This is a genomic window from Phytoactinopolyspora endophytica (assembly GCF_004138495.1).
GTDB classification, from domain to species: domain Bacteria; phylum Actinomycetota; class Actinomycetes; order Jiangellales; family Jiangellaceae; genus Phytoactinopolyspora; species Phytoactinopolyspora endophytica.
The window spans coordinates 136,215-151,748 of sequence record NZ_ML142864.1 but is presented as its reverse complement, the minus strand read 5'-3'; the positions used below and the strand labels follow the sequence as shown (position 1 = coordinate 151,748).

General features: G+C 67.4%; 12 protein-coding genes. 10 read left to right on the top strand and 2 right to left on the bottom strand.

Going from position 1 to position 15,534, the window contains the following annotated elements; genetic code table 11:
• From ELR45_RS25865 to ELR45_RS25845, 5 genes are all read left to right on the top strand, one after another.
• A partial coding sequence (locus tag ELR45_RS25865) for a DeoR/GlpR family DNA-binding transcription regulator (protein ID WP_205857277.1) occupies positions 1-776 on the top strand: 776 nt, incomplete at its 5' end.
• A 317-nt stretch (positions 777-1,093) separates the two neighbouring features.
• A complete protein-coding gene (locus tag ELR45_RS25860) occupies positions 1,094-3,001 on the top strand; it encodes an ABC transporter permease (RefSeq protein ID WP_129668907.1) in 1,908 nt (635 codons plus the stop codon).
• Positions 3,002-3,047: 46 nt separating this feature from the next.
• Positions 3,048-4,304, top strand: coding sequence for an extracellular solute-binding protein (locus tag ELR45_RS25855; RefSeq protein WP_129668906.1), 1,257 nt, complete (start codon positions 3,048-3,050; stop codon positions 4,302-4,304).
• Between the two features lie 6 nt (positions 4,305-4,310).
• Positions 4,311-6,251 carry a discoidin domain-containing protein gene (locus ELR45_RS25850; RefSeq protein ID WP_129668905.1) on the top strand — a complete coding sequence of 647 codons (1,941 nt, stop codon included), beginning with the start codon at positions 4,311-4,313 and terminating at the stop codon, positions 6,249-6,251.
• Between the two features lies 1 nt (position 6,252).
• Positions 6,253-8,538 (top strand): FAD-dependent oxidoreductase, encoded by a 2,286-nt coding sequence (locus ELR45_RS25845; protein WP_129668904.1) that lies wholly within the window; start codon positions 6,253-6,255, stop codon positions 8,536-8,538.
• On the opposite strand, the gene ELR45_RS25840 is transcribed toward ELR45_RS25845, so the two are convergent.
• Positions 8,486-10,072: a beta-N-acetylhexosaminidase gene (locus ELR45_RS25840; protein ID WP_205857276.1), complete on the bottom strand. Its 1,587-nt coding sequence runs from the start codon at positions 10,070-10,072 to the stop codon at positions 8,486-8,488. The genes ELR45_RS25845 and ELR45_RS25840 overlap by 53 nt on opposite strands.
• Positions 10,073-10,268: 196 nt before the next feature.
• Between ELR45_RS25840 and ELR45_RS25835 the strand changes: the two genes are divergently transcribed.
• From ELR45_RS25835 to ELR45_RS25815, 5 genes are read left to right on the top strand one after another with little or no spacing between them, the layout of a single operon-like run.
• Positions 10,269-11,171, top strand: coding sequence for an SIS domain-containing protein (locus tag ELR45_RS25835; protein ID WP_129668903.1), 903 nt, complete (start codon positions 10,269-10,271; stop codon positions 11,169-11,171).
• Positions 11,168-12,094 carry an ROK family protein gene (locus tag ELR45_RS25830; protein WP_205857275.1) on the top strand — a complete coding sequence of 309 codons (927 nt, stop codon included), beginning with the start codon at positions 11,168-11,170 and terminating at the stop codon, positions 12,092-12,094. Before ELR45_RS25835 ends, ELR45_RS25830 begins: the two co-directional genes overlap by 4 nt.
• On the top strand, positions 12,094-13,014 hold the full coding sequence (locus ELR45_RS25825; RefSeq protein ID WP_129668902.1) for a 1-phosphofructokinase family hexose kinase: 921 nt from the start codon (positions 12,094-12,096) through the stop codon (positions 13,012-13,014). Before ELR45_RS25830 ends, ELR45_RS25825 begins: the two co-directional genes overlap by 1 nt.
• The gene (locus ELR45_RS25820) at positions 13,011-13,841 is read left to right on the top strand and encodes a class II fructose-bisphosphate aldolase (RefSeq protein WP_129668901.1); all 831 of its coding nucleotides are present in this window, start codon (positions 13,011-13,013) and stop codon (positions 13,839-13,841) included. Before ELR45_RS25825 ends, ELR45_RS25820 begins: the two co-directional genes overlap by 4 nt.
• Before the next feature lie 14 nt (positions 13,842-13,855).
• Positions 13,856-14,857: an aldo/keto reductase gene (locus ELR45_RS25815; protein ID WP_205857273.1), complete on the top strand. Its 1,002-nt coding sequence runs from the start codon at positions 13,856-13,858 to the stop codon at positions 14,855-14,857.
• Positions 14,858-14,867: 10 nt separating this feature from the next.
• On the opposite strand, the gene ELR45_RS25810 is transcribed toward ELR45_RS25815, so the two are convergent.
• Positions 14,868-15,534: hypothetical protein (locus tag ELR45_RS25810; RefSeq protein WP_165368099.1), on the bottom strand; the 667-nt coding region annotated here is incomplete at its 5' end.

The following is a 15,534-nucleotide window of genomic DNA, read 5'->3' as shown; positions in this document are numbered from 1 at the left end:
ACCAACGGCTCACCGCCATCCTCGACATGCTCTCGGAACAAGGCTCGACGACGGTGGATGAGGCGGTGACGAGGCTCGGGGCATCCCAAGCGACGATACGCCGAGACCTCGAACATCTGGCGCAGCAGCAGCTGCTCACGCGCACGCGGGGAGGCGCCGTAGCCACGGCGGTCTCTTACGACCTCCCGCTTCGATACAAGGTCGGCCGCCAGGCGCCGGAGAAAGAGCGCATCGCGCAGGCCATCACGGGGTTCATCCGGCCTGGCTCCATCGTGGCGCTCAACGGCGGCACGACCACGACGAACATCGCACGCGCGATCGCGACGGCCGACGGCTTCCACGACCATCAGGGCGACGCCGGTCTCACGGTCGTGACCAATGCGCTGAACATCGCCAGCGAGCTCATCGTGCGACCGCACATAAAGGTCGTGGTCGTCGGAGGGGTCGTCCGGAATCACTCATACGAGACCATCGGCCCGCTCGCGGAGCGACTGCTCGAGCACATCTCCGTCGACCTGGCCGTGCTCGGGGTCGACGCTATCGGTGCCGACAGCGGCGCAATGGCCTACGACGAAGGCGAGGCGGCGACCAACGCCTTGCTCGCGCGGCATGCCGACCGAGTCCTGGTGGCGGCGGACAGCAGCAAGCTGGGTCGACGGGCGTTCGCACACATCCTGCCGGCCAAGGACATCGACGTACTGGTCACCGACCCGGCGGCCGACGCCGCCGTCGTCGACGCCTTCCGCGACGTCGGCGTCGAGGTCATCCAGGCCTGAACGAGTCACGTTCACCCCGGGCACAGCCCGCACGGCGCTTCCTCGCCATGTCACCGCGACGCGACGGCTCACTTCACCCAGGCACGCCGGCACACGCGTCGTCTTTCGGCGCCAGACCCGCGTACCAACACCACGCGACGACTGAGTGATAGTGAGTGAACTATGATCGTAGGTGCGCGCTAGATGCCCAAAACGCTTGACAACGGGCAAACCGTGGATCGAAGATAACCAGGACGCCCGTGAGGGTTTCCAATGCCGCACCGAGGACGGGAGGCCCGCGCGTGAAAGACGCGCTGAGTACTCGAGACCGAGCGGACATGCCTGGGAACTCGACGGACCGGAACGAAGGTACGCCTGCCGTGCGGCCGTCGACGTCGGGGCGGCTCCTCCGCGCCTGGGAGCGCCTCGTGCCGGCGCGATGGCTCTCGCCCAGCGTCGTCGTGATCGTCCTCGTGATCGTCTTTCCGGCGATCTACATGGTGTGGATGTCGTTCCTGCGGATCGACCGGATCGGTCAGATCGACGGCGTTGCCGGCCTGGACAACTATCGGCGGCTGTTCAGCGAACCGGCCCTGACACAGATCATCGGCAACACGATGCTCTGGCTGGTGGTGGTCGTCGGGCTCACCGTACTGACGTCGCTGGCGCTGGCGCAGTTTCTGTCGAAGTCGTTCTTCGGCCGCCGGCTGGTGCGGCTGGCCCTGATCGTGCCATGGGCCGCGTCGCTGGTCATGACCGCCACAGTGTGGCGATTCATCTATGAAGGCGGCAACGGCCTGCTCAACCGGCTGTTGATGGATATCGGACTGATCGACGCTCCAGTCGACTGGTACAAGGACCCATCGGTCGCGTTCTTCTCGATCATGGCCGTCGGGATCATCACATCCATCCCGTTCACGACCTACATCCTGCTCGCCGGCCTGCAGACGGTTCCGAACGACGTCCTCGAAGCGGCAAAGATCGACGGTGCACGCGCCTATGCCACATACCGCTACGTCACCCTGCCACTACTCAGGCCGTCACTGCTGGTGGCGCTCGTCCTCAACATGCTGCACGTGTTCAACGCGTTCGCCGTCATCTGGGTCATCGCCGGCCAGACAGCCGGCAATCACGCCGACACCACGGTGACGTGGATGTACAAGATCGCTTTCACAGTACAGCTCGACCCTGGTGAAGCCGCCGCGTTGGCAGTACTCAACGTCGTCTTCCTGACCCTGCTGGTCGCTGCCTACGTGCGGGTCCTGCGTCCGGACCGGGACGTCGCCGCTCCGGCCCGGACGCACCCCACGCGGTCCCGCATGAGGGAAGCCCTCGGTTCCTGTTCCGAACGAGCCGCGCCCACCGCCCGGCTGATATTCGCACCCTTCCGGCGATTCACAGAGGTGGCGGGACAGGGGTGGCGCAAGATCAGGCCCGTCGGGCTGAGTGTCATCGGCTTTCTCGTCGCCGCCTTCTTCCTCGCGCCGTACGCCGCCATGCTGCTCGGGTCGCTGAAGACCGACGCCGAGCTGTTCGCGGTTCCCGCCCCGTACCTTCCTCAGGACTGGGCGTGGTCGAACTACGTCGATGTGTGGGACCGGATACCTCTCGCCGGCTATTTCCGGGTCAGCCTCGTCGTCGCGCTCGCGGCGACGGCGGCCGTACTGCTGATCGCCGCGCCCGCCGCCTACGTCCTCTCGCGTACCAGGTTCCGTGGCCGGGCCGCGTTCCTGGGCGTCATCCTGATCACCCAGATGTTCCCGGCCGTCGCTCTGCTGATCGGCCTCTACCGACAGGCGCTGTTCGTCGACGGCGTCCACGAGTACTGGTTCATCATCGCGATCAACACGGCGTTCAACCTGGCTTTCGCGATCTGGATCCTGCACGCGCATGTCGGCTCCATACCGCTCGACATCGACGAGGCTGCCATGATCGACGGCCTTGGCCGGTTCCGGATCATGGTCAGGATGATCCTGCCGCTCGTCGCGCCGGGGCTCATCACGGTGACAATCTTCACCTTCATCCAGGTGTGGAATGAATTCGTCATCTCGCTCACATTGTTCAATGACCCGGCAGCCGGGCGGGTCCCGCTCACCGTCGGTGTCCAGCAGTTCATCGGCTTGTACGAGACGAACTACCAATACCTGTTCGCGGCCGCGCTGATGGCGATCGTCCCAGCGGTGATCCTGTTCTCACTCATCGAGAAGCACCTGGTCAGCGGCCTCACCACCGGCAGCAGCCGATGAATCCGAGCCAGCCAACCCAACCCATTTTCATGCTGAGGAGTACGTGATGAAGGCATCGAGATCCTCGTTCACGTCGTTGATCGTGTTGCTCGCGGGCACCGGCCTGCTGGCCGCCGCCTGCGGCGGCGACGACGACACCGCCGGCTCTGCCGAGCAGACTCTCTCCCTCGTGGTCGCTCAGTACACCGAGGGCACGCGGCCGTACTGGGAGGACCTGATCGCCGAGTTCGAAGACGACCATCCCGGCGCCTCTGTGGATCTCCAGGTGATCGACTGGGGCAACCTGCGTAGTCAGGTCAACACGATGGTCCAGACCCAGCAGCTCCCGGACATCCTGAACCTCAACTTCTTCGCCGACTACGCCGCGTCGGACCTGCTCTACCGCGCGGACGAAGTGATGTCGGACGAGCAGCTCGCGGACTTCGTTCCCGCCTTTGCCGAGGACGCGTCATTCGACGGCGTCCAGTACGGTCTGCCCTTCGTGGCCACGGTGAACGGCATGTACTACAACAACGAGATCCTCGCCGAGGCCGGCGTCGATGAACCGCCGGAGACATGGGACGAGTTCCGCGACGCCGCCGAGAAGATCGAAGCGCTACCGGAGGACTACGTCCCCTACGCGCTGGCGCTGGGAAGCGAGGGCGGCTCCGGCGAGTTCGGCACGTGGGCACGGTCCAACGGTGGAGACTGGATGATCGACGGCGAGTGGACGGTGAACAGCGCCCAGAACGTCGAGACGCTCGAGTTTCTCCAGTCCATCACCGAGGCCGGCTACACACAGCCCAACCCCGGCCAGACGAACCGGGCAGACGGTACGTGGCCGCTGTTCGCGCAGGGCAAGGCGGCGATGGTCTACGCCTCATTCGGCACTCGCGCGTTCATGGAACAGGTGGAGGAGGGCGAGGTCGACTACGGCGTGGCCACCCACCCCACGAACGACGGTACCGAGCCCTCGACACACGGCATCCAGGACTACCTGATGGCGTTCCGCCAAGACGGCAACCAGCAGATCGTCTCCGACTTTCTCGCCTATTTCTACGAGCCGGAGAACTATTCGGAGTACCTGGAGGTCGAAGGGCTGCTGCCGACCACCGGCTCCGGAGCCGACGAGTTCCGCGATGACGAGGAGCAGGCGGAGTACATCGAGTTGCTGGAGTACGCCCGATTCGACCCGACGGCGGAGCCCGTGTGGTCCGAGGTGCGAGGCACCCTGGACAGCGATCTAGGCACCGGAGTCAGCCCGGACGCCGACGCGCAGGAGTTGCTCGACCGGATCCAGACACTCGCCGAGTCCGGGGAGTGAGGCAGCATGCGCACGCGGGGCATCGCCACAGTGACCGCTGCCGTACTCGCATCCGCCGGCTGGGCGGCGCCCGTCGGCACGGCCGGTGAACCGGCGGCAGGCTCGTCCTCGCCACGCGGCGACGATTCAGCCACCTTCACCCTCAGCTCACCCGTGGACGCGGACGCCAAGGACGGCCCCGTCGTCGTGAGCCTGAACTGCGGGGATACCGTCGCGGCTCGGGCCGTGCTGGTTCCGGAGCGGAGCACCCAGCGCACGGTCCCGCGGCGGGACCTCGAAGGGGAGTGCCGGGTGGCGGTCCGTTCCGCCGCCCACGACGGGGTCACCGACGAGGTCGCCATCACGGTGGAGACGGACGCCGGCGTCGTCGAGCGGCATACCTCTTACACCGGCGACAGCGACACCACGTCTCGACCGTTCCCGTTGCCCAGCGGTGACGTCACGATCGACGTCGCCGTGGGTTCGATGCCGGCCGACGAGGTGGGCACGCCGCTGACGGTCATGGCCTTCAACATCTGGCTCGGAGGCCGGCTGGAGGGACGTCACGAGCACGGCTTCGAGGACCAGAACCTCCAGGAGCTGCTCGAGTTCATCCAGCACGAGAACCCGGACGTCCTCTTCGCGGTGGAAACCTATGGTGCCGGTGAGCTGATCGAGCAGGCTCTGGCCGAGAACCAGCCCGAGGGCCGGGAGTTCACCGGAATCCAGATCACGCGGGAACCCGGCCAGGAGCCGGACCGAGACAACCTCTGGATGTTCACCTGGCTCGACGTGGAGGAGATCTATCCACTGATCGACGGGGACGAGCTGACGTCGTTCAACTTCGGCGGCGCCCGGCTGGGGCTCCCGGACGGAGGCCATGTACACGCGTTCTCCACCTGGCTGTGGCACGCGGACAACAGCTGGTCCCCCACGACGCAGTCAGCCATGGAGACCGCCATGGGCATCGATCGCACGTACACCGACGCCGATCTGGTGGCCACCGACGACTTCCGGCGCATGGCGATGGCTCGCGAGCTGATCGACGAACGGCTCGACGAGTACGTCGGCGCAGGCGACGCGCCGGTCATCATCGGCGGCGACATGAACACGCAGTCCCACCTCGATTGGTCCGAGCAGTTCGCCGACGCCGCGGGACACGAAGGCATGGTTCTGGACTGGCCGGTGATGCGCGCCTTCGACGAGGCGGGGTTCGTGGACAGCTACCGGTACGCCAACCCCGATGCGGCCCGGTATCCGGGCCGGACATGGGCGCCCGCGCACTCCTTCATGTACTCACCCACCCGGATCGACTACATCCTGACCCGCGGGCAGGACGTGCGCGTTCTCGGTTCGTCGACGCGTACACAGCGACTTCCGGAGCACCAGGGCAGCGAGCTGGACAGCTGGTATCCGTTCTACTCCGACCATGGGGCGGTGGTCACCGAGCTGCTGATCCGTGGCGACGGCCCCGGTCCCGACGGCACTGCCGATTCCGACCCTCCAGAGTCCGGTGACCCGATCGCCTGGCCCGACGAACCTGCCGGTAGGCCGGTGCCGCCGTCGGAGCTGACCGCTATCGCCGACAGCGAGACACCTGGATCGGCGGGCCGCGCCGTCGACGGCGATCCGCGCACGATCTGGCATTCTCGGACTACCCCGGACCCGCCGGACACCCACCCCCATGCCCTCACGGTCGATCTCGGTCAGGAACGTGTTCTGTCCGCCGTCCGATATCAGCCACGACTCAACGGCTTCAACGGCATCGTCACCGAGTATGAGCTCCAGGTCAGCGACGACGGGGAGACGTTCCACCCGGTGGCGTCGGGCACGTGGGCCCGCGATTCGTTGCCGAAGGACATCGACCTGACTGATGTGGACGCCCGCTATCTCCGCTTCGTCTCCGAGTTCGGTGTCGGCGGCTACACGGCGGTCGGAGAACTGATCCCGTACGAACAGGAGTCATGACGTGCGTTCTGACGAGTTCACCGGCGACGTCACCGTCGTCGGTGGGGGTCTGGCCGGGGTGTGCGCGGCGATCGCCGCCGCGCGCACCGGCGCACGTGTGGCACTGATTCAGAATCGACCGGTGCCGGGCGGCAACTCCAGCAGTGAGGTACGAGTCTGGGTGTGCGGCGCCACCGCCGCCGGCCGGCAACGTTATGCCCGGGAGAACGGCATCATCGGGGAGCTGTATCTGGAGAACCAGTACCGCAACCCGGAGGGCAACCCGATCTACTGGGACATGGTGGTCCTGGACGCCGTCCGCGCCGAGCCGAACATCTCCCTCTTCCTCAACACCGATGTGCGCGCGGTCGAGGCGGACGGTCCTGACGATGCCCGCGTCGTACGTTCGGTCAGCGGCTGGACGATGGGCTCGGAACTCGAGACACGGTTCTCTTCGCCGGTCTTCCTCGACTGCACCGGTGACGGACTCGTCGGGCACCTCGCCGGGGCGCACTATCGCATCGGCCGCGAGTCCCGAGCGGAGTACGACGAGAGCTGGGCTCCCGCCGAGGCGGACGAGCTCACCCTCGGAAGCACCATCCTGTTCTACACCAAGGACCTCGGACGTCCCGTCGACTATGTCCCTCCGGCGATCGCCAAGGACATCACCACGACCTCGATCCCGGAACGGCGCATCATCCGCGCCGGCGACAACGGCGCCGCCTATTGGTGGATCGAGTGGGGCGGCGAGGTGGACACCGTCCACGACAACGAGCAGATCCGGGACGAGCTGTGGTCGGTCATCTACGGGATCTGGGATTACATCAAGAACTCCGGCAAGTTCGACGCGGACACCATGACCCTGGAATGGGTCGGCACATTGCCCGGAAAGCGGGAGTACCGCCGGTTCATCGGCGACCACGTGCTCACCCAGAACGACATCATCGCGCAGCGCGAGTTCCCGGACGCCGTGGCGTACGGCGGCTGGTCGATCGACCTGCACCCGCCGGGCGGCATGTACGCCGACGAGGGCGGCGCCGCGCAGTGGTACCCGAACGGGACATACGGAATCCCGTTCCGCTCGCTCTACCCGGCCAACACCAGAAACCTGCTCGTGGCCGGGCGCAACATCTCCGCCTCGCACATCGCGTTCGGCAGCACACGGGTGATGGCCACCTGCGCCGTGCTCGGCGAGGCCGCCGGAACGGCGGCGGCGCTGTGTGCCGAACGCGGAGTGGCTCCCCGGGATCTGGCGACGACAGCGGTCGCCGACCTGCAGCGCGTCCTGCTCCGCGGCGATGCCGCCATGGTCGGGATCGCCTATGAGGACCACGACGACCTGGCCCAGCGTGCGAGCATCACCGCGTCCAGCACACTGACCGAGCTGGTTGTCGACGATCCGTCCAGCACCCAGGAACTCACCAGCGACGCCGGGCTGCTCCTGCCGGCCGACCCCGGTATCGATGGCCTCCAGCTCCTCGTCGACGTCGCCGTGGAGGGCGCGGGCGAGGAGCTGATCGTCGAGGCCTGGAGCACGGGAGAGCCACAGAACTGCGTGCCGCACAAGCATGAGGCCAGCGCGTCGGTCAGGCTGCAGGCCGGAGAGGCACAGTGGGTCACCCTGCCTCTGAGGTGGCGGCCCGCCTCCCCGCAGAACGTCTTCGTCGTCATACGCGCCAACCCACATGTGCGGCTGCACGTCGCCGATCACATGCGCAGCGGCACACTGAGCTTCGTCCGAGGCGAGAAGAGACGTGTCGACGACAGCGCGGTCGACGTCCTCCCACACGACCAGCCCGTCGTCGAGTGGGTGGCCCGTTCCCGGCAGCGCAGCAGCTACTGTTTCCGCTTGCTCTCACCGACCCGGGCCTTCGATCCACGACACGCGGCCGGCGGCTACGCCAGACCGTACGGCGGCCCGCAGATGTGGTCATCGCGGCCGCTCGACGGAGCACCCGCCCAGGTCACGCTGGTCTGGAAGGCTTCCGTCACCGTCGGCCGGATCGAGCTGATCTTCGACGACGACGTCAACGAGTACATGAACAACCTGCATTTCCACCGCAGTCCGTTCCGGGTCATGCCGGAGCTGATACGCGACTACGAGATCCAGGCCGCCACCTCCGACGGCTGGTCCACGCTCGTGACGGTGACCGGCAACCGCCGGCGGCGCCGCGTACACGACGTCGTCCCGATCGAGACGACGCAGGTGCGCGCCGTGGTCACCGCCACCAACGGCGCGCCCTGCGCACATCTCGTCAGCTTCCGGCTGTATTCGCCTCGTCCAGGGACCGATACCGCACACCCATAGCGTCCAGCCGTTCCAGATGGGTCCGCAGCCGGGGCAGAAAGTCGACGTCATAGCTACCCGCTCGACGCTGACGCCAGGACGACTCCGCGAACGCACACAACCGCGGAAACAACATGTACTCAGCCAGCGCGGGGGTGCCGATGTACTCGGTCCACAACTGCGCTTGGGCTCCCATCACGCGCGCGTCCTCGGCGGAGGCAGGGTGATGGTCATAGACGGTGGACAACGGCACGTATCCACCGATGGCCAGGGGTTCATGATGCACGTCGCGGCTCTGGTTGTAGTTGAAGTACAACGCATGGGCCACTGTCTCGACCACATCCACGTCCGAGCCCAGCGCCCGCGCCATGGCCGCTTCCCCCCGCCACGGCATGACCACCGTTCCGGCAGGGGGTTCTCCCGCGTCGAGGATCTCGTCCCATCCGACGAGCCGTCGCCCGTGCTCGGCGAGGAAGGCAGCGATCCGGTGGGTGAACCATCCTTGCAGCGCTTCCTCATCATGGAGGCCGAGCTCCCGGAGCCTCCGCTGGACTGCCGCGCTCGCCCGCCATTCGTCCTTGGGGACCTCGTCGCCGCCGCAATGGACGTACTGGCCGGGGAAGACGTCGATGACCTCCGTGAGCACGTCGAAACAGAACCGGAGGGTATCGTCCTCGAGATTGAGGATCTGCTTGCTGACATTCCAGCGCTTGCGGACCTCCGGCACCTGGATCTGGTTCCCGAGCCGCGGATACGCCGCGATCGCGGCCTGCATGTGCCCGGGCATGTCGACTTCTGGCAGTACAGTGACGTACCGCTCCGTGGCATACGCGACGATCTCGGACAGGTCCTCGGTCGTGTAAAAGCCCCCGTGCGCTCGGCCGTCGAACCGGAGGTCCCATTCTTCCAAGGCCGCGTCATGGCCGATCACCGTCTCCGGCCGCCAAGCGCCGATCTCGGTCAGCAGCGGATAGCCCGGTATCTCGATCCGCCACCCTTGGTCATCAGTCAGATGCAGATGCAGCACATCCAGTTTGTGCATGGCCAAGAGATCGATCACGCGCAGCACGAACTCCTTCGGCAGAAAATGCCGAGCGACGTCGAGCATGAGTCCCCGCCACGGCAGCCGAGGACAGTCCGAGATCAGCACGCACGGGATCCCGGCGGCAAAGCCCGCGGACCTGTCGCCGAAGGTCTCGGGCGGCAGCAGCTGCCGGAGAGTCTGCACCGCATAGAAGGCACCGGCAGGATCCGCACCGACCACGTCGATCAATGTCGGCGTGACTCGCAGTGTGTATCCGTGCGGCGGCCCGGCCGCCTCGTCGATCACGATGCGTAGATCCGCTCGTTGCGGGCCGGCGCTCGGCAGCTCGCCGAGGGCCCGCCGCAGGGCACGGCCGGCCGGGCCCGCAGCGTCGTCGACGTACAGGGTGGATTCCTCCGAAAGCCGGAACACCCCAGGCCCAGCCTGCACCGATACCGGTGCGGGGACCAGCGACTCAGTCGCCTGGTTGCGCATCATGTTCTCCTTCTCGCCACGGAGGGTTCCGTTCACCCTAACGCTCATTATATGAGCAAAGTATGATTGATTCTGCTCATAATGATGAGATAACGCTTGACATCGGGCAATCAGCCGACGAGGATGGCGGCATGACAAAGGAGGCGCCAACGCCCCGCCGGGTCACGAGGCACACACCCGGAGCCACCCCGCCCGCCCCCGCAGACCAACACTGACCGCCCTGGAGGTTTCCTTGTCGAGTACGCCACACGTCCAGGCTGAGATCGACAGCCAACCGGCGTGCTGGCAGCGCGCGGCAGAACTCGCCCCGTCGGTGTCCGGGCGGCTTCCCCAGGCAGGCGAACGAGTCGCCGTAGTCGGCTGCGGCACGTCCTGGTTCATGGCGCAGGCGTACGCGGGACAGCGTGAGCGATACGGGCTTGGCGAAACCGACGCGTTCGTCGCCTCCGAGTTCCCCTTGAAGCGTCGATACGACCGCTTGGTCGCCATCACACGGTCGGGCACCACGAGCGAAGTGCTCGATGTTCTGGCGGCGATCCGAGGGGAGATGCCGACAGTGGCGATCACGGCCGATCCCGAGACGCCGATCGCGAACCTGACCGATGAGCTCGTAGTGCTCGACTTCGCCGACGAGAAGTCCGTCGTGCAGACGCGTTTCGCCACCAGCGCGCTAGCGCTGCTACGCACCCACATCGGCGATGACCTCAGCGCGATTCACGCTCAGGCCGAACGAGCGCTGACCGATTCCGTCGACCCCGCGCTCACCGCGCAGCAGCAGTTCGTCTTCCTCGGTCAGGCATGGACCGTCGGCCTCGCCAACGAAGCGGCACTGAAGATGCGTGAAGCCTCGTTGTCCTGGGCGGAGTCTTACCCGGCGATGGACTACCGGCACGGCCCGATCAGTCTGGCTGACCAAAACGGCGTCGTATGGTTCCTCGGCGGGCAGTCACCCGCCGGTCTCATCGACGAAGTCGGGGCCACCGGCGCCCTCGTCGTGGCCGATGACGTGGATCCGATGGTCGATCTCGTCCGGGTTCAGCGGCTCGCGGTCACGCTGGGGCTCAAGAAGGGGCTGGACCCGGACCGGCCACGCAACCTCGACCGATCCGTCGTCCTCGAGACGGGGAAGCGTTGACGCTGGACGCCGACACTGTCGTCGCGCTGGACGTCGGCGGTTCGAGCCTCAAAGGAGCGGTCCTTGACCGCGCCGGTACCGCACTGTGGACATTGCAGCGCCGGACCCGGCGTGAGGCCGGTCCGGACGCCGTGGTCGAGACCGTGCTGGCCACGCTGGAGGAACTGCGGGCCCACCCCGCCGCGCGCCGAGCCCGTGCGTGCGGCCTCGTCGTGCCCGGCATCGTCGATGTCGCTTCCGGCCGGGCGGTCTGGTCGGAGAACCTCAAGTGGCGGGACGTTCCGTTCCGCACGCTCACCGCGGAGCGGACCGGGCTGCCGGTGGCGCTCGGTCACGACGTGCGGGCCGGCGGCCTCGCCGAGGCGCGAACCGGCGCCGCACGTGGCGCCGGCAATGTGCTGTTCGTGCCGATCGGCACCGGGATCGGGGCCGCCATCGTCGTCGACGGGCGAGTTCTCGACGGCGACGGTATGGCCGGCGAGCTCGGACACGTGGACGTCGGCCACCGTGAGCCGTGTGCCTGCGGCGCCGTCGGCTGTCTTGAGTCCATCGCATCGGCCGCGGCGATCGCCCGCCGGTATGCACACCGCTCGGGCAAGCAGACACTGGGGGCATCCGACGTCCTGAAGCGGATGCACGACGGTGACCATATCGCTCGCGAGGTCTGGGACGAGGCCGTCGACGCCCTGTCGCGCGGCCTGGCCACCGCGTGCTCGCTGGTGGCACCGGAGGTCATCATCGTCGGAGGTGGTCTGGCAACAGCCGGCGCCGAGCTCATCGAGCCGTTGTCATCGCGGCTGCAGGCGCGCCTCACATTCCAGCGACAGCCCAGGATCGTCCCCGCCGAGCTGGGCGAACGTGCCGGATGCGCGGGTGCCGGACTACTGGCCTGGACGCTGCTCGACGAGGGCGTCGCCGCCTGATGGCCGTCGTGACCGTGACGCCGAACCCGGCGCTCGACCTCACCTACACGGTGGGCGAGCTGCGCCCGGGGCACGCTCACCGGGTCACGTCAGTGCGGCGCCGCCCGGGCGGCAAGGGCATCAACGTCGCCCGTGTCCTGCACACGCTGGGGGTCCCAGCGACGGTGACCGGCCTCGTCGGCGGACCGGAAGGCGCGTCCCTACGGACGGGCCTGGCCGAACTCGCGATCGACGACACACTGGTCACCGCCGATCTCCTCACCCGCCGCACCGTCAACATCGTCGACGAATCAGCCGGAACGGCGACGCTGTTCAACGAGCCCGGCCCGGAGGTGAGCGGTGAACAGTGGGCCCGTCTGCGGCAGCGGGTGGTCGAGCTGGCGGTGGACGCCGACGCCGTCACCATCTGCGGCAGCATGCCTCCCGGGGTGGCTCCGTCCGCGCTCACGGACCTGGTCGGCCAGATCTCACGGACCGGCACGACGGTGATCGTCGACACCTCGGGTCCGGCGCTGCGGGCCGCTGCGCATGCCCGTCCCACCATCCTCAAGCCGAACGCCGACGAACTACACGACGTCACGGGCATCCCCGACGCACGGCGCGCGGCGGCCGCGCTCCAGGAGGAGACCGGCGCCGCTGTCGTGGCATCGCTCGGTGACGCCGGCCTGCTCGCCGTCACTGACGACGGCACCTGGACAGCACGGCTCCCACAACCGCTCACGGGTAATCCGACGGGTGCGGGCGACTCCGTCGTCGCGGCTCTCGCGGCAGGAGTGCGCGCCGGGCTCGCCTGGCCGGAGATGCTCCGCCGCGCGTGCGCCCTCTCCGCCGCCACGGTGCTCGCGGCGGCCGCCGGCGAGTACGACGCCGCCGCGTACGCACGCCTACGGGAGACGGTCCTACTCGGAGGTACCACATGACCTTGGCCACGACCAGCGAGATCCTCGAACCGGCCGCCGCGAGAGGACGGGGCGTCGGCGCGTTCAACGTCATCCAGCTCGAGCACGCTGAAGCTTTCGTCGCCGCGGCGGAAAGCACCGGTCTGCCGGTCATCCTGCAGATCAGTGAGAACTGCGTGCGGTACCACGGCGCACTCGCACCGCTGGGGCTGGCCGCGATCGAGCTGGCTCGGCGCGCCGATGTCCCAGTCGCCGTCCACCTCGACCACGCCGAGCGTGTCGATCTCGTGCATGAGGCCGTGGACCTGGGCTTCACCAGTGTGATGTACGACGGCTCGACGCTTGACCACGACGCCAACGTGTCGCGCACCGCCGAGGTGGTGCGGTACTGCCGCCGGCTCGGTGTTCCGGTCGAGGCTGAGCTGGGCGAGGTCGGTGGCAAGGACGGCGTGCACGCGCCGGGAGCGCGCACGGATCCGGACGAGGCACGCGAGTTCGCGGCCAGTACCGGCGTGGACGCCCTCGCCGTCGCCGTCGGCAGCTCACACGCGATGACCAGCCGGCATGCGGTGCTGGACGAGAAACTGATCGAGTCGCTGCGAGACGCCGTGCCCGTGCCGCTGGTGCTGCACGGCTCCAGCGGGGTTCCCGATGCCGGGCTGACCGCCGCCGTGGACGCCGGCATCACCAAGGTCAACATCGCCACCCACCTCAACGTCGTGTTCACCTCGGCGATCCGCGACCGTCTGGCCCAAGACGATGTCGTCGACCCCCGCAAGTATCTCGCCGCCGGACGGGACGCGGCCGCTGCCGAGGCGGCCCGTCTGCTGACGCTCCTGCATGGATGAGGTAGACAGGAGACATGCTGCAGACAGCGCAACTCGGCCAAACGGACATGCACATCACCCGCGCCGGTTTCGGAGCCTGGGCGATCGGGGGCGGCGGCTGGTCACACGCATGGGGCGAGCAGGATGACGCGGAGTCGATCGCCGCGATCCGGTACGCCGTCGAATCCGGTGTGAACTGGATCGACACTGCCGCGATCTATGGGCTGGGGCATTCCGAGGAGGTGGTCGGCCGGGCGGTACGCGACATTCCGGAGGCGGACCGCCCGTACATCTTCACCAAGGGCGGGCTGGCCTGGGACGAGTCCGACAGGTCTGCCGCCGCGCGGCGGGTCGGCGAACCCGCGAGCCTGCGCCGCGAAGTGGAGAGCTCGCTGCGCCGTTTGGAAGCCGAACGAATCGATCTGTACCAGATGCACTGGCCGGCGGCCGACGGCACACCGTTGGAGGAGTACTGGCAGACGTTCGCCGAGCTGAAGGCGGAGGGAAAAGTCCGCGCGATCGGACTGTCCAACCACGACGTCGACGCACTGGAGCGGGCCGAGGCCATCGACCACGTCGACTCGTTGCAGCCGCCGTTCAACCTGATCAGGCGCGAAGCCGCCGGCGACGTGATCCCGTGGTGTGCCAAACACGGCACCGGCGTGATCGTGTACAGTCCGATGGCTTCCGGCCTGCTCACCGGCAGCTTCACCGAGGAGCGGGCGGCAGCGCTGGGCGACGATGACTGGCGCAGCCGCAGCAAAGACTTCAAAGGTGAAGGGCTCCGCCGCAACCTGGCGCTGGTCGAGGATCTACGGCCCGTCGCGGAACGGAACGAGACATCGGTGGCGGCACTCGCCGTCGCATGGACGCTCGCGTTCACCGGCGTCACGGGTGCGATCGTGGGTGCTCGCCGGCCGGATCAGATCGATGGCTGGTTGCCGGCGATCAACCTGAACCTCGACGACCAGGACCTCTCGGACATCGGCGCCGCGATCCGGGCACACGGCATCGGGGACGGTCCAGCACTTCCCTGAACCGTAGGCCTCACTCGTAGAGCACGTACTCGGGTAACGGCTCCAGCGCGAGAACCTGTTCGGGCGTCATCAGCGGGCCATGCTCGGCGTCCTCGTCGAAGAAGAGCTTGAATCCGGCGTGGACCGGCTCGGCCCTCGGCGGCATCAGCCGATCCCAGGTCTCCTCTTTGCTCTCTCGCGACCCGATTCCGTCGACGCTCTTCACCAGGGCGACGCCCGGGTGCTCGCCGAGGTCTTCCTCGTCCTGCACCACCGACTCGTGCACCTGGTGAAAGACGACCGCCTTCTCCGGAAGGTCGTTCTCGGTGACCAGGCCGGAGACGTACTCGGCCACGGAGTCGAGCTCGGCACCGGTGGTGCTGCCGTAGGTACGCCCGGGCACCTCGCCGTCGCCGACCGCCCATTCAGGGTCGAGGGCCAGCCCGACGTCGGGTTCCAGCAGCCATCTCTCGAGCTGTTGGACGTCGTCGAGGAAGTCCGAACGACCGGGCTGCACGTTCAGCAGCAGGAGCGCGCCGTGCTCGCGCGCCGCCTCGAGGTAGTCCTCGATCACCTCGTCCGGTTCGAACGTCCGGTAGAGCCCGTTGTCTGTCGCGGAGCCGTGGGCGATCACGGTGATGAGCTCATAGACGGGCAGTACCGTGCGCCCGTCGACCTCGTAGTCTTCGATGAGCTCG

Coding starts and splice junctions, on each gene's coding strand:
- ELR45_RS25860 (WP_129668907.1), top strand. CDS start 1,094: ATGCCTGGGAACTCGACGGACCGGAACGAAGGTACGCCTGCCGTGCGG.
- ELR45_RS25855 (WP_129668906.1), top strand. CDS start 3,048: ATGAAGGCATCGAGATCCTCGTTCACGTCGTTGATCGTGTTGCTCGCG.
- ELR45_RS25850 (WP_129668905.1), top strand. CDS start 4,311: ATGCGCACGCGGGGCATCGCCACAGTGACCGCTGCCGTACTCGCATCC.
- ELR45_RS25825 (WP_129668902.1), top strand. CDS start 12,094: ATGGCCGTCGTGACCGTGACGCCGAACCCGGCGCTCGACCTCACCTAC.
- ELR45_RS25820 (WP_129668901.1), top strand. CDS start 13,011: ATGACCTTGGCCACGACCAGCGAGATCCTCGAACCGGCCGCCGCGAGA.
- ELR45_RS25815 (WP_205857273.1), top strand. CDS start 13,856: ATGCTGCAGACAGCGCAACTCGGCCAAACGGACATGCACATCACCCGC.